The sequence below is a fragment of the Neisseria sp. P0021.S007 genome, assembly GCF_051956855.1.
This window is the reverse complement of record NZ_JBQCXA010000001.1, coordinates 141,126-163,301: the sequence shown is the minus strand read 5'-3', so window position 1 is coordinate 163,301 and position 22,176 is coordinate 141,126. Positions and strand designations below refer to the sequence as shown.

The following is a 22,176-nucleotide window of genomic DNA, read 5'->3' as shown; positions in this document are numbered from 1 at the left end:
GAGAGTTTTCTTTTTCTCCAATCGAGCTTCAATATTTCTACCGTACCCTCAAACATAGACCCAATTATTTCCATCAATATTTGAAGTAGAAATTCCAATAAATCCGACATCTACAAACCCAAACGCTCCCAAATCTGATCGATTTTGGCCGTAACGGCAGGGTCTTTTTTGATCACACGCCCCCATTCGCGGTCGGTTTCACCCGGCCATTTGTTGGTCGCATCCAAACCCATTTTGCCGCCGAGTCCGCTGACAGGGCTGGCGAAGTCGAGATAATCGATGGGCGTATTTTCTACCAAAACAGTGTCGCGTACAGGGTCCATGCGCGTGGTGACCGCCCAGATGACTTCTTTCCAGTCGCGCACGTTCACATCGTCATCAACCACGATGATGAATTTGGTGTACATAAATTGGCGCAGGAACGACCAGCAGCCCATCATCACGCGCTTGGCGTGTCCGGCGTACTGTTTTTTCATACTCACCACCGCCATGCGGTAGGAGCAGCCTTCGGGCGGCAGGTAAAAATCAGTGATTTCAGGGAACTGCTTTTGCAAAAGCGGTACGAACACTTCGTTCAATGCCACGCCCAAAACGGCGGGTTCATCGGGCGGTTTACCTGTGTAGGTGGAGTGGTAAATCGGGTTTTCGCGCATGGTGATGCGCTCGACCGTGAACACGGGGAAATGGTCCTGCTCGTTGTAATAGCCCGTGTGGTCGCCGTATGGGCCTTCCAACGCGGTTTCGTTCGGATGGATGACGCCTTCCAGCACGATTTCAGCGCGTGCGGGCACTTGCAAATCATTGCCGATACATTTCACCAGCTCCGTCCGCGAACCGCGCAACAGTCCGGCAAATTGGTATTCGCTCAAGGTATCGGGAACGGGCGTTACCGCGCCCAAAATGGTGGCAGGGTCGCAGCCAAGCACGACGGCGACGGGATACGGCGTATCGGGATTGAGTTTGCGGAATTCCTGATAATCCAACGCGCCGCCGCGATGCGACAGCCAACGCATAATCAGCTTATTTTTGCCGATTAGTTGCTGACGGTAAATACCGAGATTTTGGCGTTTTTTGTTTGGTCCGCGCGTAACGGTCAAGCCCCACGTTACCAGTGGCGCAACGTCTTCCGGCCAGCAATGCTGAATCGGAAGTTTATACAAATCAACGTCCTCACCTTCCCGCACGATTTCCTGACACGGCGCATTTTTCACCACGTTCGGCGCCATGCTCCAAATGTCTTTCAGCAACGGCAGTTTAGAAAATGCGTCTTTGATGCCTTTAGGCGGTTCGGGTTCTTTCAGATACGCCAACGTCTGCCCGATTTCACGCAGCTTGGACACACTGTCCGCACCCATGCCCAGTGCCACGCGTTCGGGCGTGCCGAACAGATTCGCCAAGACGGGATAATCATAACGCGTACCATCAGGCTTAATCGGGTTTTCAAACAACAACGCCGGCCCTTCGGCACGCAGCACGCGGTCGGCGATTTCGGTCATTTCCAAATGCGGCGACACCGGATGCTGAATGCGCTTGAGTTTGCCATCAGCTTCCAATCCGGCGATAAATTCTCGCAGATCTCTGTATTTCATGATTTCATTTTCCTGAACAGTCCGTCTGAAAACAGACTGCCATTTCGGGTTTGAAAGATAAACCAGCGGCTATTGTACCTGCCAAATCTGTTCAAATCCCAACTTTCCACGCCCGAATTTCTAGATTTTTTGCAAACTACCGTCAAATTTAAACAATATCTGCTTGTGATTGCTTTCAGACGGCCTTATCTTTGGTAAAATTCCAACTTAATCCAGTCATCAATCAATATTTATCGTGGGACGGCGGCCATGTTTGCAATTTTAGAATCTTTTTTCGTTGAATACGGCTATGCGGCCGTGTTTTTCGTTTTGGTTATTTGCGGCTTCGGCGTGCCGATTCCTGAAGATTTGACGCTGGTAACCGGCGGTGTGATTTCCGGCCTGGGTTATACCAACTCGCATATTATGTTTGCCGTCGGCATGCTCGGCGTATTGGTAGGCGACGGCTTTATGTTTGCGGCCGGCCGGATTTGGGGACAAAAAATCCTTAAATTCAAACCGATTGCGCGCGTGATGACACCCAAACGCTATGCCCAAGTACAGGAAAAATTCGACAAATACGGCAACTGGGTTTTATTCGTCGCCCGTTTCCTGCCCGGCCTGCGTACTGCCGTTTTCGTGACCGCTGGTATCAGCCGCAAGGTTTCCTACCTACGTTTTATCCTGATGGACGGCTTGGCCGCGCTGATTTCCGTTCCGGTTTGGATTTATCTGGGCGAATACGGCGCACGCAATACCGACTGGCTGATGAAAAAAATGCATAGCCTGCAATCCGGTATCTTTACCGTACTGGGCATCGGCGCAGTCATCGTCGGCTGGATTTGGTGGAGAAAACACCGCCGCCACACCTTCTTCCGTGAAAAATTACACGAAAAACGCGCGGCAAAAGCAAAAAAACAAACCAATCAATAAACCATTCCAGGCCGTCTGAAACACTTCTCCGCTTTCAGACGGCCTCAATCATTCATCAGAAACACCATGAAACAAAAAATCTTCGTCCTCTACACCGGTGGTACCATCGGCATGACCCAAAGCAGCGCCGGCCTGCGTCCCGATACCGCTCTCGTCGATAAAGCCCTCGCCCCCTTTTCAGACGGCCTTGATTTCGAATGGCACGTTTGTCAGCCGCTCATCGATTCTTCCGCGGTAACGCTGCAAAACCAACGCGACTGGCTGGAGCTTATTATCGCCAAACTGCCTGACTATGACGGCATTTTGGTGTTGCACGGCACGGATACCATGGCATACACCGCCAACCTCTTCGCCCTTTCGCTGCAAGGTTTGGACAAACCCGTTATCCTGACCGGCTCGCAATGGCCTTACGATGCCGCCAACAGCGATGCGCCACGCAACCTGGCCACTGCCGTTTCCGCTTTCTCGCTCAAGCTCAAACAAGTGGCGATTGCCTTTGACGGCAAGCTCTTCCCCGCCGTCGGCAGCAGTAAAGTCAGCACCGAGACTGCCGCTGGTTTTGACAACCTGCATTTTGGCGCGCTCGCCGAATGGGAGGAAAACAAAGGTTGGCACAATATCCGTATCGCCCCGACCCAACATTCAAACGACCTCAATCCGCGTCTTCCAAATCCTGAAGCCAAAGTTTCCGTCCGCACGCTGATTCCCGGTTATGCCGCGCAAGAACTTTCAGACGACCTGCCCCACCTTTGCGCCCAAGCCCTGATTCTGCAAAGCTACGGCCACGGCAATGCGCCGAGCAACGATGCGTTTGTCCGAGCTGTCCAAGCCTTTACGCAACAAGGCAAATTGCTGCTCAACATCAGCCAAGTACCGCAAGGTTGCGCCGCTGCCGTCTATGCCCAAGGCGATGCTTTGCGTCAGGCAGGTATCATCAACGGTGGCAAATGCAATCTCGAAACCGCCACTGCGCTGATGACCCTTGCCGTATCCCATGACTGGAATGCGGATAAGGTGCAACAAGAATTGCGACAATTAAATCTGCTGTAAACCGCCATTTAACATGACTTTCACCGACACCCACTGTCATCTTGCCGACCCTAAACTTGCCAACACGCTGCCTGCCGTGCTTGCCGAAGCGCAAGCCGCCGGCGTGGCGCGTTTCATCGTACCGGCTACGTCCCCCAAGGATTGGCACTCCGTTGCGCAGTTGGAAAGGCTGTCTGAAAACATCCATATCGCTTTGGGCATTCATCCGTGGTTTTCAGACGGCCTCAACGAAGCGGCATTCCAAGAGTTAGAGAAAGAATTAATCCGGCATCCGCAAGCATGGGTTGGCGAAATCGGCTTGGATTTTTATGGCAAAGAGCAAACCCAAGCGCAACGCGACACACAAACCGACGTCTTTATCCGCCAACTTATCCTCGCCCAACACCTCAACCGCCGCGTCATCATTCATAATCTGAAAGCCGCCGCCGCCATTGCCGCCGCCGTCAAAACTGCCGGTTTCACGCAAGGCGGTATCGTCCACGCCTTCTCCGGCAGCGTAGAAGAAGCGCGGATTTTGGTGAAACTCGGCTTCAAAATCGGCATAGGCTCGCTGCTGCTCAATCCCAATGCCAAAAAAGTCCGTGCCGCCTTACAAGCCTTAGATGACACGGATTTTGTTCTCGAAACCGACAGCCCCTTTATGCTCGGCCACGAAACCAATACCCCGGCCAACATCCGCCGTATCGCCGAAATTGCCGCCGAACTACGCGGCGTACCGCTGGCACAACTGGCTGAAGCAACCGAGCAAAACGTGGATTCCCTGCTCCATATTTCCCCTTAATATGCCGACCTCAAGGCATCAAAAAGCCTCGCCCGGCCGTTCCGTTTCCAAACGGACACACTCAGCCCTCCCTACCCCATGTTCATGAATAAAAAGCGATACAAGGCCGTCTGGAAAAATGTTTTTGGCACAAAATATCGTTCACTCCGTCATCTCGGCTTTTTAACACCGTATTTTCCTTTTGATTGATAAAAAGTATTACGCATATTATTGGGCAAACTTTTTATTTACGTTAAAATATGCTTTTTATTGATAATAAGGCCGTCTGAAAAAGGCGGAAACTAATTATGGCTGAACAACATACACACGCTTCCACCTGGAAGAGCAAAATCAATGCTCTCGGCCCGGGTATCATGATGGCTTCGGCGGCAGTCGGCGGCTCGCACCTGATTGCCTCCACGCAGGCAGGCGCACTTTACGGCTGGCAGCTTGCGCTGATTATCATTCTGACCAACCTGTTCAAATACCCTTTTTTCCGCTTCAGCGCACATTACACGCTGGACACGGGCAAAAGCCTGATTGAGGGCTATGCCGAAAAAAGCCGCGTTTATTTGTGGGTATTTTTGATTTTGTGTATTGCATCGGCAACGATTAATGCCGGTGCAGTCGCCATCGTTACCGCCGCCATCGTCAAAATGGCGATCCCATCGCTGACTTTCGATGCCGGCATGGTGTCCGTCATGATTATGGTTTCCTGCCTGCTGATTTTGGCAAGCGGCCGCTATAAAGCATTGGACAACGTTTCCAAAATCATCATCGTCAGCCTGACCATTGCCACCGTCGCCGCAGCCGCCGTGGCCATGTCTCGCGGCATGCAGATGAAACCCGACTTTATCGAGCCTACCCCGTGGACACTGGCAGGCTTGGGCTTCCTCATCGCACTGATGGGCTGGATGCCTGCACCGATTGAAATTTCCGCCATCAACTCTTTGTGGGTTACCGAAAAACAACGCATCAACCCTTCCAGCTACCGCGACGGCATTTTCGACTTCAACGTCGGCTATATCACCAGCGCGATTTTGGCGGTCGTTTTCCTCGCCTTGGGTGCATATGTACAATACGGCAACGGAGAGGAAGTGCAAATGGCGGGCGGCAAATATGTTGGCCAACTGATTAATATGTACGCCGTGACCATCGGCGACTGGTCTCGTCCGCTGGTGGCATTTATCGCCTTCGCCTGTATGTACGGCACCACCATTACCGTAGTGGACGGCTACGCACGTGCGATTGCCGAACCGGTACGCCTGCTGCGCGGCAAAGACAAAACCGGCAATGCCGAATTGTTTGCTTGGAACGTCTGGGTTGCAGGCTCAGGCTTGGCCGTGATTTTCTGGTTCAACAGCGCAATGGCGGAACTGCTCAAATTTGCCATGATTACCGCCTTCGTTGCCGCCCCTGTATTCGCTTGGCTGAACTACCGCCTCGTTAAAGGCGACAAACGCCACAAACTGACCATGGGGATGAACTTCCTCGCCATTATTGGTTTGATTTATTTGACCGGCTTTACCGTTTTATTCCTACTGAACCAAACAGGCATCTTGGCTGCGCCTAAATAAGCCCATATAAAAAAGGCCGTCTGAAACTTAAAAACAGGTTTCAGACGGCCTTTCCAATCCATCATATCTTTTTGAATTTTCATTCAAACCCATTATAATAACGCCTTATTTCGCCGTTGCAGACCACCCGACGGCATCCGTATTTTGGAAAATTTATGAAGCCGTCTATCTTAGAAAAACTACAACAACTCAGCGACCGACTAGAAGAAGTCACACATTTGCTCGGACAGCCTGAAGCCACGTCCGATATGGACAACTACCGCAAACTCACGCGCGAACACGCCGAATTGACGCCCGTCGTCGAAGTCTTCCAAAACTATCAGCTGGCGCAAAGCGACTTGGCAGATGCCGAAGAAATGCTGTCCGACCCTGAAATGAAAGACTTTGCTGCCGAAGAAATTGAAACGGCCAAAGCCAAAATCGACAAACTCGATACCGAATTGCAAAAACTACTACTGCCAAAAGATGCCGACGACGATAAAAACATCTTTATCGAGGTACGTGCCGGTACCGGCGGCGACGAAGCTGCTCTGTTTGCAGGCGATTTGCTGCGTATGTACAGCCGCTACGCCGAGCGCAATCGCTGGCAGGTTGAAATCGTTTCCGCCAACGAAAGCGAATTGGGCGGCTATAAAGAAGTCATCGCCCGCATTATCGGCTTAGGCGCGTACAGCCGTCTGAAATTTGAATCGGGCGGCCACCGCGTGCAACGCGTCCCTGCTACCGAAAGCCAAGGCCGCATCCACACCTCCGCCTGTACCGTTGCCGTCATGCCCGAAGCGGACGAACTGGAAGACATTGAACTGAACCCCGCCGACCTGCGCATCGACACCTTCCGCGCATCCGGCGCGGGCGGTCAGCACATCAACAAAACCGACTCCGCCGTCCGCATTACCCACTTACCGACAGGCATGGTAGTCGAATGCCAAGACGGCCGCAGCCAACACGCCAACAAAGCGCAGGCGATGAAAGTCCTCGCCGCCCGCTTAAACGACGCGCAAAAACGCGAAGCCCAAGCCAAAGAAGCCGCCGAACGCAAATCCCTGATCGGCAGCGGCGACCGCAGCGAACGCATCCGCACCTACAACTACCCGCAAGGCCGCGTGACCGACCACCGCATCAACCTTACCCTGCACAAACTGGATTTTGTGATGGACGGCGATTTGGAAGAAATCACCAATGCCCTGATTGCCGAGCATCAAGCCGAGCTTTTGGCGGCAATGGGGGATTGATGGATTTGGTCCATTGCGTTTATACTTTTCAGACGGCCTGATGACATATGTCAATATGACCGTGTATATGTTATCCCAAAGTGATAAAATGCAGCACCAGCTGCACAACAGCAACACTCTTCTACAATCACCGAAAGAGAGGACACAAAATGGCAAAAATCCTGATCGCACCGGTATCTACCGGCCTGAGCGCCGATGCAGCGGCAAAAGCATTTGCAGCGGCATTGAATGCGCAAGTTTTCCAAGCCGTTGACTCCACTACAGAAACCCTGTTGGCTCAAGGCAAAAGCGACGACTGGTTCGACGCGCTTGTCGGTAAAGTTGCAGCATTGAACGCAGATAACCTCGTTATCGAAGGCATCACTCCTGATGCGGACAAATTGTTCTTGGCAGGCAAAAACGTCGAATTGGCGTTGTCTTTGGACGCAGGCGTTGTATTGGCGCTGAAATCCGACAACTCCGACGCAGCCGCCGTTGCCCAACAATTAAACCTCACCAAACAGCTCTACACCAACTCCCCGGGCTTATTGGAAGGCTTTATCATTGACGGCGCAGCCGCTGCTTTAGGCGCACAAGTTGCCGAGCAAACCGGCCTGACTTTCTTCGGCTCCAGCGACAAACTGCAAGACGTATCCGCTTTGGCCAAACGCGAAGCCAAACGCCTGTCTCCAGCCCAATTCCGTTACAACCTGATCGATTTCGCACGCAAAGCCGATATGCGCATCGTCCTGCCTGAAGGCGCAGAACCACGCACCGTCGCCGCTGCCGCTATCTGTCACGAAAAAGGCATCGCCCGTTGCGTACTGTTGGCGACCCGCGAAGAAGTTGAAGCCGTAGCGAAAGAACGCGGCATCTCCCTGCCCGATTCTTTGGAAATCATTGATCCAGCTACTTTGGTTGAACAATACGTTGAACCAATGTGCGAATTGCGCAAATCCAAAGGCCTGACTCCTGAAGATGCACGCAAACAGCTGCAAGACACCGTCGTACTGGGTACCATGATGATGGCTCAAAACGACGTAGACGGTTTGGTTTCCGGCGCAGTCCACACTACTGCCAACACCATCCGCCCTGCCCTGCAACTGATTAAAACCGCTCCGGGTGCAAGCCTTGTATCCAGCGTATTCTTCATGTTGCTGCCTAACCAAGTTTTGGCATTCGGCGACTGCGCGGTTAACCCGAACCCAACTCCGGAACAACTGGCCGACATCGCCATCCAATCTGCCGACAGCGCCAAAGCCTTCGGTATCGATCCCAAAGTGGCCATGATTTCCTACTCTACCATCAACTCAGGCAGCGGCCCTGATGTCGATGCAGTGATAGAAGCAACCAAACTGGCTAATGAAAAACGCCCTGATTTGGCCATCGAAGGCCCGTTGCAATACGATGCGGCTACCGTTCCATCTATCGGCCAATCCAAAGCTCCGGGCAGCGCTGTTGCCGGTCAAGCAACCGTTTTAGTTTTCCCAGACCTCAATACCGGCAACTGTACTTACAAAGCCGTACAACGCAGCGCCAACGTCCTGAGCGTAGGCCCGTTGTTGCAAGGTTTGCGTAAACCGGTTAACGACTTGTCCCGCGGCGCATTGATTGAAGACATCGTCTTCACCATCGCCCTGACTGCCGTTCAAGCCAAACAAATGCAAGGCTGATTGACAAGCTGATGCTTTGAAATCAAAGGCCGTCTGAAACCGATGTTTCAGACGGCCTTTCGTATATTTGCGCCAACTATATTATAATTCGCCATTATTTTCTGAAAGACTGCCCCAATGACTGCCTACCAGCAACAACTAGCCGACAAAAAGCAATATCTTCAGCAACTTTTCCAAGGACTGGATTTTCCTGAAATCGAAGTCTTTGAATCTCCGGAACAGCATTACAGAATGCGTGCCGAGTTCCGCATCTGGCATGAAGGCGGCGAAATGTTTTATGCCATGTTTGAGCGCGGGCAAAAGGCAAGTGGGGCAAGCCTGATCCGTTGCGACCAATTTCCTGCCGCGTCCAAATCCATCAATGCCTTGATGCCGAAACTGATTGAAGCCGCGTCCAATCATCCCGAACTGAAAAACCGCTGGTACGCCGTCGAATTTTTATCCACTTTAAGCGGCGAAATGCTGGTGACCATGATTTACCACAAGAAGCTGAACGACGCATGGCAACAAGCCGCGCAAGAGCTGGCGCACAATTTGGGCATTCATATCATCGGCCGCAGCCGCGGACAAAAAATCGTATTGAGCCAAGATTTTGTGACCGAAGCATTGGAAGTCAACGGCAAGACCTTCCGCTATCGTCAAATCGAGGGCAGCTTTACCCAACCCAATGCCCAAGTGTGCCAAAAAATGCTGACTTGGGCGTGTGATGCCGCGCAAAACTTAGGCAAAGACCTGCTTGAGCTGTACTGCGGTAACGGCAATTTCACCCTGCCGCTTTCGCAACATTTCAATCAGGTGCTGGCAACCGAAGTTTCCAAAACTTCCGTCAACGCCGCCCAATGGAATATTGAAGCCAACCAAATTACCAATCTCAAAATCGCTCGTCTGTCTGCGGAAGAATTTACCGAGGCCTACACGCAAAACCGTGAATTCCGCCGCCTGCAAGAACAAGGCGTCGACTTGAAAAACTATGATTTTTCAACCATTTTCGTTGATCCTCCACGCGCTGGTGTTGATGATGAGACGCTCAAATTAGTTGCCCAATTCGACAACGTCCTCTATATTTCCTGCAATCCTGAGACCCTGCGCACCAACCTCGACACGCTCTGTCAAACCCATACCATCGAACGCGCCGCCCTGTTCGACCAATTCCCATTTACCCACCATATCGAAAGCGGCGTTTGGTTGAAGAAGAAAAAATAAAACCATACAAAAAGGCCGTCTGAATGTTCAGACGGCCTTTAATTAACGGCATATTAAGTGATTTTCAAATCAATCCGCTTCCAAAACCACTTTCATGGCTTGGTTTTCAGCAGCGTGTTTGAATACATCGTAAGCTTTTTCCAATTCGCTGAATTTGAAATGGTGGGTCATCATCTTGGTGTAATCCACTGAGCTGCTGGAAATGGCTTTCATCAGCATTTCGGTAGTATTGGCGTTAACCAGGCCGGTAGTAATGGCAAGGTTTTTAATCCACAGTTTTTCCAGTTTAAAATCAACGGATTGACCATGTACACCAACCACAGCAATATGGCCGCCAGGTTTCACGATGTCTTGGCACATATTCCAAGTCGCAGGGATACCGACCGCTTCGATGGCGCAATCTACGCCATCTTCGCCGACGATAGCGGCAACTTGCTTGCTCACATCGCCGGAAGCAGGGTTGATGGTATGGGTCGCGCCCAATTCTTTCGCCAGTTTCAAGCGGTTTTCGTCCATATCGCAAACAATGATGGCGGCAGGGCTATACAGTTGCGCAGTCAACAACGCAGACATACCAACAGGGCCTGCGCCTGCGATGAATACGGTATCGCCGGGTTTCACATCGCCATATTGCACGCCGATTTCGTGGGCGGTCGGCAAAGCATCGCTCAACAGCAAGGCAACTTCTTCGTTGACGTTGTCAGGCAGCGGAACCAAGCTGTTGTCGGCATAAGGCGTACGGACGTATTCGGCCTGAGTACCGTCAATCATATAACCCAAGATCCAACCACCGTTGCGGCAGTGTGAATAAAGTTGGATTTTACAGTTGTCGCAAGTACAGCATTTGCTGACACATGAAATAATGACTTTATCACCGACTTTGATGTTTTTTACAGCATCGCCGACTTCTTCTACAATACCGATGCCCTCATGACCGAGGATACGACCGTCGGCAACTTCAGGGTTTTTCCCTTTCCAAATACCCAAGTCAGTACCGCAAATCGTGGTTTTAACAATTTTGACGACTGCATCGGTCGGATCGATAATTTGAGGGCGGGGCTTTTCTTCAAAACGGATGTCGTTTGCGCCGTGATAAACCATTGCTTTCATGTGAATCTCCTTGAGCGGTTAATAAACTTTAACAATACTGCGTAAATCCACGTTAACTATATTTATATACCCCTCCACCAGATAAGTCAATTCTGATTATTATTTATAATATTATGATATAACGTATTGTTTTAAAAATAAATAATTAAAAGGTAAATATTAATGAACATACCCACATCATTCGCACGCCGACTCATTGATTGGCAACGGCAACACGGCCGTCACGACTTGCCTTGGCAGGTCAAAGATCCTTATTCCGTCTGGCTTTCAGAAATCATGCTCCAGCAAACGCAGGTTGCCACCGTATTGGACTACTATCCGCGTTTCTTAGCCAAATTCCCAACTGTGCAATCTCTTGCCGCCGCGCCGCAAGACGAGGTTTTATCTTTATGGGCAGGCTTGGGCTATTACAGCCGCGCACGCAACCTGCACAAAGCCGCGCAACAAGTCGTCGAACAATCCGGCGGTATCTTTCCTTCCGAGCGCAAAGACTTGGAAACGCTCTGCGGCGTAGGCAGAAGTACAGCCGCCGCCATTTCTGCCTTCGCCTTCAACCGCCGCGAAACCATCTTGGACGGAAATGTCAAACGCGTTCTCTGCCGTGTTTTTGCCCAAGACGGCAATCCGCAAGACAAAAAATTTGAAAACTCGCTCTGGTCGCTCGCCGAAAGCCTGCTGCCGTCTGAAAACGCCGATATGCCTGCCTACACGCAAGGCTTGATGGACTTGGGCGCAACAGTATGCAAACGGACAAAACCTTTGTGTCATCAATGCCCTATGGCAGACATCTGCGAAGCAAAAAAACAAAACCGTATTGACGAGCTGCCGCGCAAAAAAATCACCCTTGAAGTACATACCCTGCCGCTTTACTGGCTGATTATTCGTAACCAAGACGGCGCATTATTGCTTGAAAAACGCCCTGCCAAAGGCATTTGGGGCGGTCTGTATTGCGTACCCTGTTTTGAAAAATTAGACGATTTGTATGCTTACGCCGAACGCTTCGGCATTGTTTCAGACGGCCTTGAAGAACAAACCACGTTTACCCACCGCCTGACCCACCGCTTATTGATGATTACCCCTTTTCAGACGCAACAAAGGCCGTCTGAACATCTTTCAGACGGCCTTTGGGTATCATCGGAACATTTGGCAGATTATGGTTTGCCCAAACCTTTAATCAAATATTTGGCAAACGGCTAAACCGCCCTATTCCACAATCTCTTTAAATACAACTTCTTTTCCGCCTCGAATCAATACGGCAAACCCATCGCCAATCTGCCAACGCGAGCTTGGATTGGCGTACTCGACGCCCTGACTGCGCAAGCGGACTTGCACCAGTTTCTCAACCGTATTGCCTTCACGCAGCTCAACCATCATCGGGCTGTGGCTGTTGATATAAATTGCAGTAATCGTCCGACCTTGTGCGGATTGATAACGGACAGAATACGTCTGCGCCTGTGCAATGACCGGTAACGGCGCATCAGGGCGCACGGCCTTATACGAGCCGCATGCAGCGCACAAACTCAGGCACAAGGCGCAGATGATTTTGTTCAACATAGGCATAGATTAGTAATGGTGATGCGGAATCTCGCCATCAAGACGGTAATAAGTGCTGCAATACGGGCATTCAATCTCACTGTTGGACTGAATCGGCAAGAACACGCGCGGATGGCCGTTCCATGTCTCATGATTAGGGCCGGAGCAATGCAGCGGCAAATCCTGCGGCTTGATGACTACAACGTTTTTTTCAGATTGTGTACTCATGGTTTGGTTCCTCACTATGTTTTCTTATCTTCCGATATTGTAAAGCAAAACGGCCGCTAGGTTCAGACTGAAACATTATATAATCACTTTTTTCAGACGGCCTTTGATGATGATGACCACCCTGCTTAGCATTCAAGATTTCGATACTTCCGATTCCGCTTCATTTCTTTATACACTCAGCGCAGCCTATTTGGACCACACCGAACAGGCAGGCGACGAGGAAATGTCCGGTCTCAACGACGAACAGCATACATTGACCGCCCTTTGCTACCTCGACAGCCAGGTTCAAGAAGGCGGCTTCGTACAGCTTATCGCTTCAGGATACGGAGAATACATCTTCGGCAACCCGGTTGCCGACAGCCTGCGCCGCTGGCGCATCAAGCCGATACCGAAAATCTTAGACAAAGCCAAAGCCCTGTACGAAAAACACGGCGAAGCCATTGAAAAAATGGCAGACGAACAAAGGGATTTCGACGAAATCCGCAAAGCTTTTCCCGATTTTGAAGAACTTGACGGCGATTATTATGACGTTGCCGACGAAGACTTGGAAACCGCAGCAGCCTACGTTCAGGCAAATTGGGATAAATTTGCAAAACTGTCAGACTGAAACCTAAAACTTTGCCGGTTTGAATCATCCGTTCAAACCGGCAAAATCATCAATACGTCGAATTAACGTTTGTTCTTCTGATAAATCGGCATTACTTCAGGCAACATTTTGCGGATTGCATTGATACGCGCCTGATTGGTCGGGTGGGTCGACAAAATAGACAATGAGCTGCCGCCCTGTACTTTGTTCATTTTTTCCCACACGCTTACCGCAGCCTCAGGGTTGTAGCCTGCTTCAGCCATCAAACGCACACCGCCGGCATCCGCTTCGCTTTCCTGATGGCGCGAGAACGGTTTGGTTGCCAATAAATCTGCACCCAAGCCAACCAAATCACCATCCACACCGGTTGAGCTGGCCAAAATCGAACCGCCCAAGCCGGTCAACACTTGTCCGCCCAAAGCTTTTTTGCTGTGTTCCAACAGAGCATGGGTCATTTCATGGCCGACAACGGCGGCAATTTCAGCATCCGTCAGCTTCAATTTTTCTACTATGCCGGTGTACACGGCCATTTTACCGCCCGGCATCGCCCATGCGTTCATTTCATCACTACGGATAACGTTCATCTGCCAATTGAAAGGCACGCCGGTTTTGTTAGCGCGCTCAGCATGAGGACGCAGACGTGCAAACACACGTTGAACACGTTGAGCAGTTGGAGAGGAAACATCCAAAGCTTTTTGACCACGCGCTTTTTGAATGACTTGTGAATAACTTTTAGCCGCGTCTTCATTTAAAGTCGCAGTATCGTAGCCAACCATATCCGCTACAGAAGTACAGCCGGTCAACGCCAAAATCACGCCCATGCCGGCCCAATATTTTTTATTCCATTTTTTCAACATGTTTTCTCTCTGTGTTTTTAAGTTAATGTAACGACATTGTACCCAAATTTAATACACTTTACACAAAAGGCCGTCTGAACGGTTTCAGACGGCCTTTAAGCGTAATATTTAAGAACGGCGCTGCAGCATCCAAGACTCAATCTTACGCGCATCGTTCACGCGGGTTGTGGAAGACGGAGAGTTGAGCAACACAATGGTAATCGGCTGATTCTGCACATTGGCCTTAACCACCATAGAACGTCCTGCTTCACGAATATAGCCTGTTTTCTGCAATTCAATATTCCAGCTGCCCTCACGCACCAAGGCATTGGAGTTTTTGTAGTTTTGACGACCGTTTGCCGTCCAAACCGAGCCGTAATTTGAAGTCGAATTTTTACGGATCAGCGGATATTTGCTGGCTGCCGCAACCATGCGGTTCAAATCACGCGCAGTTGAAACGTTTTGGAAATTCAAACCGGTAGGCTCATAGAAACGGCTGCTGGTCATACCCAGGCTTTGCGCTTTGGCATTCATTGCCGCAACAAACGCGCTCATACCGCCCGGATAAGTACGGCCCAATGCATGAGTGGCACGGTTCTCACTGCTCATCAGGCTCAAATGCAACAATTCGCCGCGTGTCAGCGTCGTGCCGATGCTCAAGCGGCTGCCCGTACCTTTCAGACGGTCGATTTCAGCCTCGGTAATCGTGATCGGCTCGTTCATATCCAGATGCGCATCCAAAACCACCATCGCACTCATCAATTTGGAAATAGAAGCAATCGGCATGACACGATCAGGGTTTTTCTGATACAGCACTTCACCGGTTTTATTATTGAAAATCAAAGCAGATTGCGAAGAAAGCAGAGGACCGGCCAAAGCGGCTTGAGCTTCGACTTGGTCGGCATGACTCAACGCAAAAGCTTCCATCGGGTCATTTTGCACTGGGAAATTTTGCTCCAAAAATTGTCCCAATACATCCATATCATCGGCAACGGCAGGCGCGGAAGCAAAAGCCAATGCCACACCTGTCCATACCATTCCTAAAGTTTTATAGAATTTCATATCTGCCAATTCAAAAAAATACATTTAATTCAACATTCTGTTAAATTTTTCGCTAATTGTAAAGCGAGTTGAGAAAACTTTGCGTTTGTTTGCGAGATATTCAAATCCAGCGCCCTCATCTGTTTCTTAGACGATACGGCGCAATGCCTGCTCTGATTTGAAAAAACACAAGATAGTCATTATACTTAGGCTCCCTTGTCAGAGGCATTCCCTCAATCCGGCAATACGCCCGAAATATCTGTTCCCCCTTTACAACACAGCCTCCATACAACCATACGAAGAAATTATTATGTCTGAAGAAAAACGCACCTGTTCATTTTGCGGGAAGTCCGAAAACGACGTTAAAAATCTGATCGAAGGCGAACACGCCTTCATCTGCAACGAATGTGTAGAAACTTGCGGCATGATGCTGCAAGACAACGAATCCGGCGAAATTGAAAACGAGCTTGCCAAAGCAAAAGAAGAAAACACCGAGAAAAAACTGCCTACCCCGGCCGAAATCGTTGCCAACCTCAACGACCACGTTATCGGTCAGGAACACGCAAAAAAAGCGTTGGCAGTATCGGTTTACAACCACTACAAACGCCTGCGCCATCCAAAAGCAGAGGGCAAGGTTGAATTGTCCAAATCCAACATCCTGCTCATCGGCCCTACCGGCTCAGGTAAAACCTTGTTGGCGCAATCTTTGGCGCGCAAACTGGATGTACCTTTTGTCATGGCGGATGCCACAACTTTAACCGAAGCCGGTTATGTCGGTGAAGACGTCGAACAAATCATCACCAAACTTTTGGGTAAATGTGATTTTGACGTTGAAAAAGCCCAGCGCGGCATCGTTTATATCGATGAAATCGATAAAATTTCACGCAAAAGCGACAATCCGTCCATTACGCGCGACGTATCTGGCGAAGGCGTGCAACAAGCCTTGCTGAAACTGATTGAAGGCACGGTAGCCAGCGTTCCCCCTCAAGGCGGCCGCAAACATCCGAACCAAGAATTCATCAACGTTGATACCACCAACATCCTCTTTATTTGTGGTGGCGCATTTGCCGGCTTGGAAAAAGTCATCCGTCAACGTACTGAAAAAGGCGGTATCGGCTTTGGTGCGGCGGTGCACAGTAAAGATGAAAACGCCGATATTTCAGCTCTGTTTGAGACAGTCGAGCCTGAAGATTTGATTAAATTCGGTTTAATTCCCGAGCTTATCGGCCGTCTGCCCGTGATTGCTACATTGACAGAATTGGACGAAGATGCTTTAGTCAACATTTTGACCGAGCCGAAAAATGCCTTGGTCAAACAATATCAAACCTTGTTTGAAATGGAAGATGTCGGCCTTGAGTTTGAAGAAGATGCTTTGCGCAGCATCGCCAAACTAGCAATGGAACGCAAAACAGGTGCGCGCGGCCTGCGCTCTATCGTCGAACGTTGCCTCTTAGACACCATGTACACTCTACCAGATTTGAAAGACGTAGCAAAAGTCGTCATCAATAAAGAGGTCGTGGAAAAAGGCGAACAGCCAAAACTTTTCCGTGAAGACGGCAGCGAATATAAGCAATAAGGTTTATTCTCCGAAAAAGACGTGTACCCGTTACACGTCTTTTTTATTTTCTTAATAAAACCAAAACCATATTTCCTAATAATGCCCTTATACATAAAAAAACAAAGGCCGTCTGAAACATATTCAGACGGCCTTTGTTTTCAAGTTGCTCTAAGTCTGTCTTCATCCGGAGTATTGATGAGAGTGACTTCCTTGAATTTTATGAAGCTTATTTTTTTGCTTTTTTAGCAGCTTTTTTTGCAGGAGCGGCTTTAGCAGCAGGCTCGGATGCGGCAGCTTCAGGAGTAACAGCCTCAGGCGCTGCTACAGGTTCAGAGGCAGCAGGCTCGGAAGCAGCTGATTCAGCGGTACGTTGATAGCCTTTGTCTTTCATGCAGGCGTCAAACACAGCGCGGTCAGCATTTTCACCAGATGCCTGTTGGCATTGGGTCATTGCTTCTTCAACAGTGACGCGTGGCGCTGCCGCTTCTTCAGCAGGTTTGGAAGAAGAACAAGCTGCCAACATCAGGCTACCGGTTGCAAGAGCGATCAATAAAGTTTTCATAATTGTATATTCCTAAATTTTGATTTTATGGTTTACCGTTAAACGGGAGATACAGGCTACAAAACAAGCTCTGCACCTCAATATTGAGTACGTGAGTACAATTTAGTTTCATTTCAGCCTGTAAGTTTTTGATAAATTAATTCTATTGACGTTAAGACAAATGCTTAATCCTCAATAAACTCAAAACCTTGCAGGCCAGTAAATTTTTCTGTTTTTGAACTGTAAAAATATCAAAACTTGGTCAATTCTAGCCGCAACCATCATTTGGGGAGTCCATCTTTTTATGGCATAATGGGCTACTTGACGGATTATTCCGCTCCCCATTTTTTTCAAACCGCAGAATCAAAATCATACTGCGGTTTATCCATTTCAGAATCAGATTTTTCAGACGGCCTCACCATTCAAAAAGCCGTCTGAACAGAAAGCCACCATCATGAATCCTTTCTCTTCACTCGGTTTAGGCAGCGAATTAGTCTCTGCCCTGACCGATCAAGGGTATGAAAACCCGACGCCTATCCAAGCCGCAGCGATTCCTAAAGCCTTGGCAGGACACGATCTTTTGGCCGCAGCACAAACCGGCACAGGTAAAACCGCCGCCTTTATGCTGCCCAGCCTCGAACGCCTGAAACGCTACGCCACATCCAGCACCTCCCCTGCCATGCACCCTGTCCGCATGTTGGTATTAACCCCTACCCGCGAACTGGCCGATCAAATCGATCAAAACGTGCAGGCATACATTAAAAATCTTCCTTTGCGCCATACCGTCCTCTTCGGCGGCGTCAATATGGACAAACAAACTGCCGACTTGCGCGCTGGTTGTGAAATCGTTGTCGCTACGGTTGGCCGACTGCTCGACCACGTCAAACAAAAAAACATTAATTTAAACAAAGTTGAAATCGTCGTACTCGATGAAGCCGACCGTATGCTTGATATGGGTTTCATCGACGATATCCGCAAAATCATGCAGATGTTGCCCAAACAGCGACAAACCCTGCTCTTTTCCGCCACTTTCTCACCGCCTATCCGCAAACTTGCGCAAGATTTTATGCACACGCCCGAAATGGTTGAAGTGGCTGCGCAAAATACCACCAACGCCAATGTCGAGCAACACATCATCGCCGTTGATGCACTCAAAAAGCGCAACCTGCTCGAACGTCTGATTGTTGATTTGCATATGAATCAAGTCATTGTATTCTGCAAAACCAAACAAAGCGTCGATCAAGTTACCCGCGACCTCGTCCGCCGCAACATTGCCGCTCAATCCATCCACGGCGACAAATCCCAACAAAGCCGACTGGAAACCCTCAACGCCTTTAAAGAAGGCACATTACGCGTTTTGGTTGCCACCGATGTTGCTGCGCGCGGTTTGGATATTGCCGAGTTGCCTTTTGTCATCAACTACGAGCTGCCAACCCAACCTGAAGACTACGTCCACCGCATCGGACGCACCGGCCGGGCCGGTGCCGACGGCGTTGCCATTTCCTTGATGGATAAAACCGAACAGAAAATGTTTGAATCCATTAAAGAGCTGACCGGCAGCGATTTGAATGTGGAACGCATCGAAGGCTTTGAGCCGTATTGGTGGGGCAACGACAATCAAGATGAAGCTGAAGCACAACCGGTTCAGCACAACGACAGCCGCTCTCGCCGCGAAGATAGAAACAAACGCAACGAATACGCGAATAAATCAGATAAAAGCTCAAAAAAAGCAGAAGAGAAAAACGATCCGGGTATTGTCTGCGGCAAAATTGCCGGCAGAACACGCCGCAGCCGTCACGAGCGTCAGCCTTGCGCCCTGCTCCAACCTGGTTTTGGCGTAAAGTAAACAACGCTGATTAATCGGTTTTCTGATTATTTATCCTAAGCAAAGGCCGTCTGAAACTTATCTTTCAGACGGCCTTTTATTAAACTAAAAATAAAAAGGACGTGATGAACACGCCCTTTATTTTTCCGTTTCAGACGGCCTTTATTATTTAAGGCCGTCTGAAAATCGGTTTACCTTGCTATATTAAACATTCACTTTCTCGGCTACTTCGTTGTAGCTGTCGATTTCATTGAAGTTCATGTAGCGGTAGATTTGGTCGCCCTGCTCGTTAATGATGCCGATATTGGCTTGGTATTCTTCAACAGTCGGGATTTTACCCAGTTTGGAGCAGATTGCCGCCAACTCAGCCGAGCCGAGGTAAACAAAGGTGTTTTTACCCAAGCGGTTCGGGAAGTTACGGGTAGAAGTGGACATTACAGTCGCACCTTCGTGTACTTGCGCTTGGTTACCCATACACAATGAGCAACCCGGCATTTCCATACGCGCGCCTGCACGGCCGAGTACACCGTAGTGACCTTCGTCAGACAACTCTTTCGCATCCATTTTGGTCGGCGGTGCCATCCACAGACGTACCGGGATGTCGCTCTTGCCTTCCAAGAGTTTGGAGGCGGCGCGGAAGTGGCCGATGTTGGTCATACAAGAACCGATGAACACTTCGTCGATTTTGGTGCCGGAGCGTTCAGACATGAAGCACACGTCGTCAGGGTCGTTCGGGCAAGCAATAATCGGCTCTTTAATGTCGTCCATGTTGATTTCAATCACGGCGGCGTATTCGGCATCTTTATCCGCTTCGAGCAATTCAGGATTTGCCAACCATGCTTCCATGGCTTTGATACGGCGTTCCAAAGTGCGTGAATCTTGATAGCCGTCGGCAATCATGTTTTTCATCAACACAATATTGGATTTCATGTACTCGATAATCGGCTCTTTGTTGAGCTTCACGGTACAGCCAGCAGCAGAGCGTTCGGCAGACGCGTCAGTCAATTCAAAGGCTTGTTCCACTTTCAAATCAGGCAGGCCTTCGATTTCGAGGATGCGGCCGGAGAAGATGTTTTTCTTACCGGCTTTGGCAACAGTCAGCAAACCTTGTTTAATCGCGTACAACGGAATTGCATTTACCAAGTCACGCAGGGTGACGCCCGGTTGCAGTTTGCCGCTGAAGCGTACCAATACAGACTCAGGCATATCAAGCGGCATTACGCCCGTGGCTGCTGCGAAAGCAACCAAGCCCGAACCTGCAGGGAAAGAAATACCGATAGGGAAACGGGTGTGGCTATCGCCGCCTGTACCGACTGTATCAGGCAACAGCAGACGGTTGAGCCATGAGTGAATCACGCCATCACCCGGACGCAGGGATACACCGCCACGGGTAGAGATGAAAGCAGGCAATTCTTTATGAGTTCTCACATCGACAGGTTTTGGATAAGCCGCGGTGTGACAGAAAGACTGCATCACCATATCTGCTGAGAAGCCCAAGCAAGCCAGGTCTTTCAATTCGTCGCGAGTCATCGGGCCGGTAGTATCTTGCGAGCCGACAGTAGTCATGCGTGGTTCGCAGTAAGTACCCGGACGCACGCCTTTGCCTTCCGGCAAACCGCAGGCGCGACCAACCATTTTTTGAGCCAATGTGAAACCGGCTTTGCTTTCAGCTGGCGCTTGAGGCAGACGGAACTCGGTAGAAGCAGGCAATTTCAGTGCTTCGCGCGCTTTGGCAGTCAAACCGCGACCGATAATCAGGTTAATACGGCCACCGGCTTGCACTTCGTCCAGCAATACTTGTGATTTCAATTCAAACTCGGCAACAATCTCGCCGTTTTTCACGATTTTGCCTTCATAAGGCAGGATATCGACGACATCGCCCATTTTCAGAGCAGATACATCGACTTCAATCGGCAATGCGCCGGAGTCTTCTTGAGTATTGAAGAAAATAGGAGCAATTTTGCCACCCAAGCACACACCGCCGAAACGCTTATTCGGTACGAACGGAATATCTTCGCCTGTATGCCAAATCACGGAGTTGGTAGCAGATTTACGTGAAGAACCGGTACCGACCACGTCGCCAACGTAAGCAACCGGATGGCCTTTGGCTTTGAGTTCTTCCAACAATTTAATCGGACCGACTTCGCCCGGTTTGTCAGGATTGATGCCGTCGCGCGGGTTTTTCAACATAGCCAGCGCGTGCAGAGGGATATCAGGACGGCTCCATGCATCAGGTGCAGGAGAGAGGTCGTCTGTATTGGTTTCACCGTCGACTTTGAAGACGGTAACAGTGATTTTTTCTGGAACTTTGGCACGAGAAGTGAACCATTCGGCATCTGCCCAAGATTGCAATACTTCTTGCGCGTATTTGTTGCCTTTTTCGGCTTTTTCTTGAACATCGTGGAAAGAGTCAAACATCAACAGAGTGTGTTTCAGACCATTTGCAGCGATAGGCGCAAGTTTGTCGTTGTCCAAGAGTTCGATGAGTGCATGAATGTTGTAACCGCCAAGCATAGTACCCAACAGCTCGGTAGCATACTCAGGGGAAATCAGCGGACTGGATGCGCTGCCTTCGGCAACGGCAGCCAAAAATGAGGCTTTAACTTTGGCGGCATCGTCCACACCGGGTGGTACGCGGTGAGCCAACAGCTCAACCAAGAACTCACCTTCACCGGCAGGTGGATTTTTCAGCAGCTCAACCAAATCAGCAGTCTGCTGAGCAGTCAGAGGAAGGGCGGGAATACCAAGGGCGGCGCGCTCGGCGGCGGCTTTACGATAGGCTTCTAACATCTCTTTGTTCCTTTTTCTGTTTTTTCTTCTGGATAATTGCAAATGATTTGCAATTAAGGATTGTAAACAATCCTTTTAAGTATCATAGACCAGTTTTCAAAAAATGGGAACAGTTATGTTACTAAGTGTAATAAATTTAAACTATTTTATTTA

Annotated in this window: 19 protein-coding genes; 11 read left to right on the top strand and 8 right to left on the bottom strand. The window is 49.7% G+C overall.

Annotation, left to right across the window (positions count from 1 at the left end; translation table 11 throughout):
* Positions 1-110 precede the first annotated feature (110 nt).
* Complete coding sequence (gene ubiD / locus ACTHUR_RS00765) at positions 111-1,589, bottom strand: 4-hydroxy-3-polyprenylbenzoate decarboxylase (protein WP_049344369.1); 1,479 nt, start codon at positions 1,587-1,589, stop codon at positions 111-113.
* A 249-nt stretch (positions 1,590-1,838) separates the two neighbouring features.
* On the opposite strand from ubiD, the gene ACTHUR_RS00760 reads away from it, so the two are divergent.
* The 7 genes from ACTHUR_RS00760 (at position 1,839) to trmA (ending at position 9,975) form a co-directional block, all read left to right on the top strand.
* Entirely contained in the window at positions 1,839-2,501 is a 663-nt protein-coding gene (locus ACTHUR_RS00760; RefSeq protein WP_150540528.1) for a DedA family protein, read from the top strand.
* A gap of 66 nt (positions 2,502-2,567) precedes the next feature.
* Positions 2,568-3,551, top strand: coding sequence for an asparaginase (locus ACTHUR_RS00755; RefSeq protein ID WP_049344373.1), 984 nt, complete (start codon positions 2,568-2,570; stop codon positions 3,549-3,551).
* Between the two features lie 13 nt (positions 3,552-3,564).
* Positions 3,565-4,332: a TatD family hydrolase gene (locus ACTHUR_RS00750; protein WP_150540529.1), complete on the top strand. Its 768-nt coding sequence runs from the start codon at positions 3,565-3,567 to the stop codon at positions 4,330-4,332.
* Positions 4,333-4,619: 287 nt separating this feature from the next.
* Positions 4,620-5,888 carry an Nramp family divalent metal transporter gene (locus tag ACTHUR_RS00745; protein WP_070504437.1) on the top strand — a complete coding sequence of 423 codons (1,269 nt, stop codon included), beginning with the start codon at positions 4,620-4,622 and terminating at the stop codon, positions 5,886-5,888.
* Between the two features lie 155 nt (positions 5,889-6,043).
* A complete protein-coding gene (gene prfA / locus ACTHUR_RS00740) occupies positions 6,044-7,120 on the top strand; it encodes a peptide chain release factor 1 (protein WP_049344380.1) in 1,077 nt (358 codons plus the stop codon).
* Positions 7,121-7,269: 149 nt separating this feature from the next.
* Positions 7,270-8,772, top strand: a complete 1,503-nt coding sequence (gene pta, locus ACTHUR_RS00735; protein WP_049344381.1) for a phosphate acetyltransferase — start codon at positions 7,270-7,272, stop codon at positions 8,770-8,772.
* A gap of 117 nt (positions 8,773-8,889) precedes the next feature.
* Positions 8,890-9,975, top strand: a complete 1,086-nt coding sequence (gene trmA, locus ACTHUR_RS00730) for a tRNA (uridine(54)-C5)-methyltransferase TrmA (RefSeq protein ID WP_049335430.1) — start codon at positions 8,890-8,892, stop codon at positions 9,973-9,975.
* Positions 9,976-10,044: 69 nt separating this feature from the next.
* Here trmA and ACTHUR_RS00725 read toward each other — a convergent pair whose 3' ends face one another.
* Positions 10,045-11,085 carry a zinc-dependent alcohol dehydrogenase family protein gene (locus tag ACTHUR_RS00725; protein WP_049335428.1) on the bottom strand — a complete coding sequence of 347 codons (1,041 nt, stop codon included), beginning with the start codon at positions 11,083-11,085 and terminating at the stop codon, positions 10,045-10,047.
* Positions 11,086-11,247: 162 nt separating this feature from the next.
* Between ACTHUR_RS00725 and mutY the strand changes: the two genes are divergently transcribed.
* The gene (gene mutY, locus ACTHUR_RS00720) at positions 11,248-12,282 is read left to right on the top strand and encodes an A/G-specific adenine glycosylase (RefSeq protein ID WP_440361147.1); all 1,035 of its coding nucleotides are present in this window, start codon (positions 11,248-11,250) and stop codon (positions 12,280-12,282) included.
* 6 nt (positions 12,283-12,288) lie between these two features.
* On the opposite strand, the gene ACTHUR_RS00715 is transcribed toward mutY, so the two are convergent.
* Positions 12,289-12,645: a hypothetical protein gene (locus ACTHUR_RS00715; RefSeq protein WP_049348955.1), complete on the bottom strand. Its 357-nt coding sequence runs from the start codon at positions 12,643-12,645 to the stop codon at positions 12,289-12,291.
* A 3-nt stretch (positions 12,646-12,648) separates the two neighbouring features.
* Positions 12,649-12,846 carry a zinc-finger domain-containing protein gene (locus tag ACTHUR_RS00710; RefSeq protein ID WP_036491686.1) on the bottom strand — a complete coding sequence of 66 codons (198 nt, stop codon included), beginning with the start codon at positions 12,844-12,846 and terminating at the stop codon, positions 12,649-12,651.
* A 112-nt stretch (positions 12,847-12,958) separates the two neighbouring features.
* Between ACTHUR_RS00710 and ACTHUR_RS00705 the strand changes: the two genes are divergently transcribed.
* Complete coding sequence (locus tag ACTHUR_RS00705; protein ID WP_440361153.1) at positions 12,959-13,453, top strand: DMP19 family protein; 495 nt, start codon at positions 12,959-12,961, stop codon at positions 13,451-13,453.
* Positions 13,454-13,515: 62 nt separating this feature from the next.
* Here the strand turns inward: ACTHUR_RS00705 and ACTHUR_RS00700 are convergent, their stop codons facing one another.
* Both ACTHUR_RS00700 and ACTHUR_RS00695 read right to left on the bottom strand, forming a co-directional pair.
* Positions 13,516-14,289 carry a M48 family metallopeptidase gene (locus ACTHUR_RS00700; RefSeq protein WP_150537636.1) on the bottom strand — a complete coding sequence of 258 codons (774 nt, stop codon included), beginning with the start codon at positions 14,287-14,289 and terminating at the stop codon, positions 13,516-13,518.
* Between the two features lie 108 nt (positions 14,290-14,397).
* Positions 14,398-15,306: a serine hydrolase gene (locus tag ACTHUR_RS00695; protein WP_371440889.1), complete on the bottom strand. Its 909-nt coding sequence runs from the start codon at positions 15,304-15,306 to the stop codon at positions 14,398-14,400.
* A gap of 313 nt (positions 15,307-15,619) precedes the next feature.
* Here ACTHUR_RS00695 and clpX point away from each other — a divergent pair, with 313 nt between their 5' ends.
* Positions 15,620-16,885, top strand: a complete 1,266-nt coding sequence (gene clpX / locus ACTHUR_RS00690) for an ATP-dependent Clp protease ATP-binding subunit ClpX (RefSeq protein WP_070695339.1) — start codon at positions 15,620-15,622, stop codon at positions 16,883-16,885.
* A 208-nt stretch (positions 16,886-17,093) separates the two neighbouring features.
* On the opposite strand, the gene ACTHUR_RS00685 is transcribed toward clpX, so the two are convergent.
* Positions 17,094-17,429 (bottom strand): hypothetical protein, encoded by a 336-nt coding sequence (locus tag ACTHUR_RS00685; RefSeq protein ID WP_004519367.1) that lies wholly within the window; start codon positions 17,427-17,429, stop codon positions 17,094-17,096.
* Between the two features lie 430 nt (positions 17,430-17,859).
* Here ACTHUR_RS00685 and ACTHUR_RS00680 point away from each other — a divergent pair, with 430 nt between their 5' ends.
* Positions 17,860-19,254 carry a DEAD/DEAH box helicase gene (locus ACTHUR_RS00680; RefSeq protein ID WP_100066635.1) on the top strand — a complete coding sequence of 465 codons (1,395 nt, stop codon included), beginning with the start codon at positions 17,860-17,862 and terminating at the stop codon, positions 19,252-19,254.
* Positions 19,255-19,437: 183 nt separating this feature from the next.
* Here the strand turns inward: ACTHUR_RS00680 and acnB are convergent, their stop codons facing one another.
* Complete coding sequence (gene acnB, locus ACTHUR_RS00675) at positions 19,438-22,023, bottom strand: bifunctional aconitate hydratase 2/2-methylisocitrate dehydratase (RefSeq protein ID WP_004519365.1); 2,586 nt, start codon at positions 22,021-22,023, stop codon at positions 19,438-19,440.
* Between the last annotated feature and the right edge of the window lie 153 nt (positions 22,024-22,176).

Coding starts and splice junctions, on each gene's coding strand:
- ubiD (WP_049344369.1), bottom strand. CDS start 1,589: ATGAAATACAGAGATCTGCGAGAATTTATCGCCGGATTGGAAGCTGAT.
- ACTHUR_RS00760 (WP_150540528.1), top strand. CDS start 1,839: ATGTTTGCAATTTTAGAATCTTTTTTCGTTGAATACGGCTATGCGGCC.
- ACTHUR_RS00755 (WP_049344373.1), top strand. CDS start 2,568: ATGAAACAAAAAATCTTCGTCCTCTACACCGGTGGTACCATCGGCATG.
- ACTHUR_RS00750 (WP_150540529.1), top strand. CDS start 3,565: ATGACTTTCACCGACACCCACTGTCATCTTGCCGACCCTAAACTTGCC.
- ACTHUR_RS00745 (WP_070504437.1), top strand. CDS start 4,620: ATGGCTGAACAACATACACACGCTTCCACCTGGAAGAGCAAAATCAAT.
- prfA (WP_049344380.1), top strand. CDS start 6,044: ATGAAGCCGTCTATCTTAGAAAAACTACAACAACTCAGCGACCGACTA.
- pta (WP_049344381.1), top strand. CDS start 7,270: ATGGCAAAAATCCTGATCGCACCGGTATCTACCGGCCTGAGCGCCGAT.
- trmA (WP_049335430.1), top strand. CDS start 8,890: ATGACTGCCTACCAGCAACAACTAGCCGACAAAAAGCAATATCTTCAG.
- ACTHUR_RS00725 (WP_049335428.1), bottom strand. CDS start 11,085: ATGAAAGCAATGGTTTATCACGGCGCAAACGACATCCGTTTTGAAGAA.
- mutY (WP_440361147.1), top strand. CDS start 11,248: ATGAACATACCCACATCATTCGCACGCCGACTCATTGATTGGCAACGG.
- ACTHUR_RS00715 (WP_049348955.1), bottom strand. CDS start 12,645: ATGCCTATGTTGAACAAAATCATCTGCGCCTTGTGCCTGAGTTTGTGC.
- ACTHUR_RS00710 (WP_036491686.1), bottom strand. CDS start 12,846: ATGAGTACACAATCTGAAAAAAACGTTGTAGTCATCAAGCCGCAGGAT.
- ACTHUR_RS00705 (WP_440361153.1), top strand. CDS start 12,959: ATGACCACCCTGCTTAGCATTCAAGATTTCGATACTTCCGATTCCGCT.
- ACTHUR_RS00700 (WP_150537636.1), bottom strand. CDS start 14,289: ATGTTGAAAAAATGGAATAAAAAATATTGGGCCGGCATGGGCGTGATT.
- ACTHUR_RS00695 (WP_371440889.1), bottom strand. CDS start 15,306: ATGGTATGGACAGGTGTGGCATTGGCTTTTGCTTCCGCGCCTGCCGTT.
- clpX (WP_070695339.1), top strand. CDS start 15,620: ATGTCTGAAGAAAAACGCACCTGTTCATTTTGCGGGAAGTCCGAAAAC.
- ACTHUR_RS00685 (WP_004519367.1), bottom strand. CDS start 17,429: ATGAAAACTTTATTGATCGCTCTTGCAACCGGTAGCCTGATGTTGGCA.
- acnB (WP_004519365.1), bottom strand. CDS start 22,023: ATGTTAGAAGCCTATCGTAAAGCCGCCGCCGAGCGCGCCGCCCTTGGT.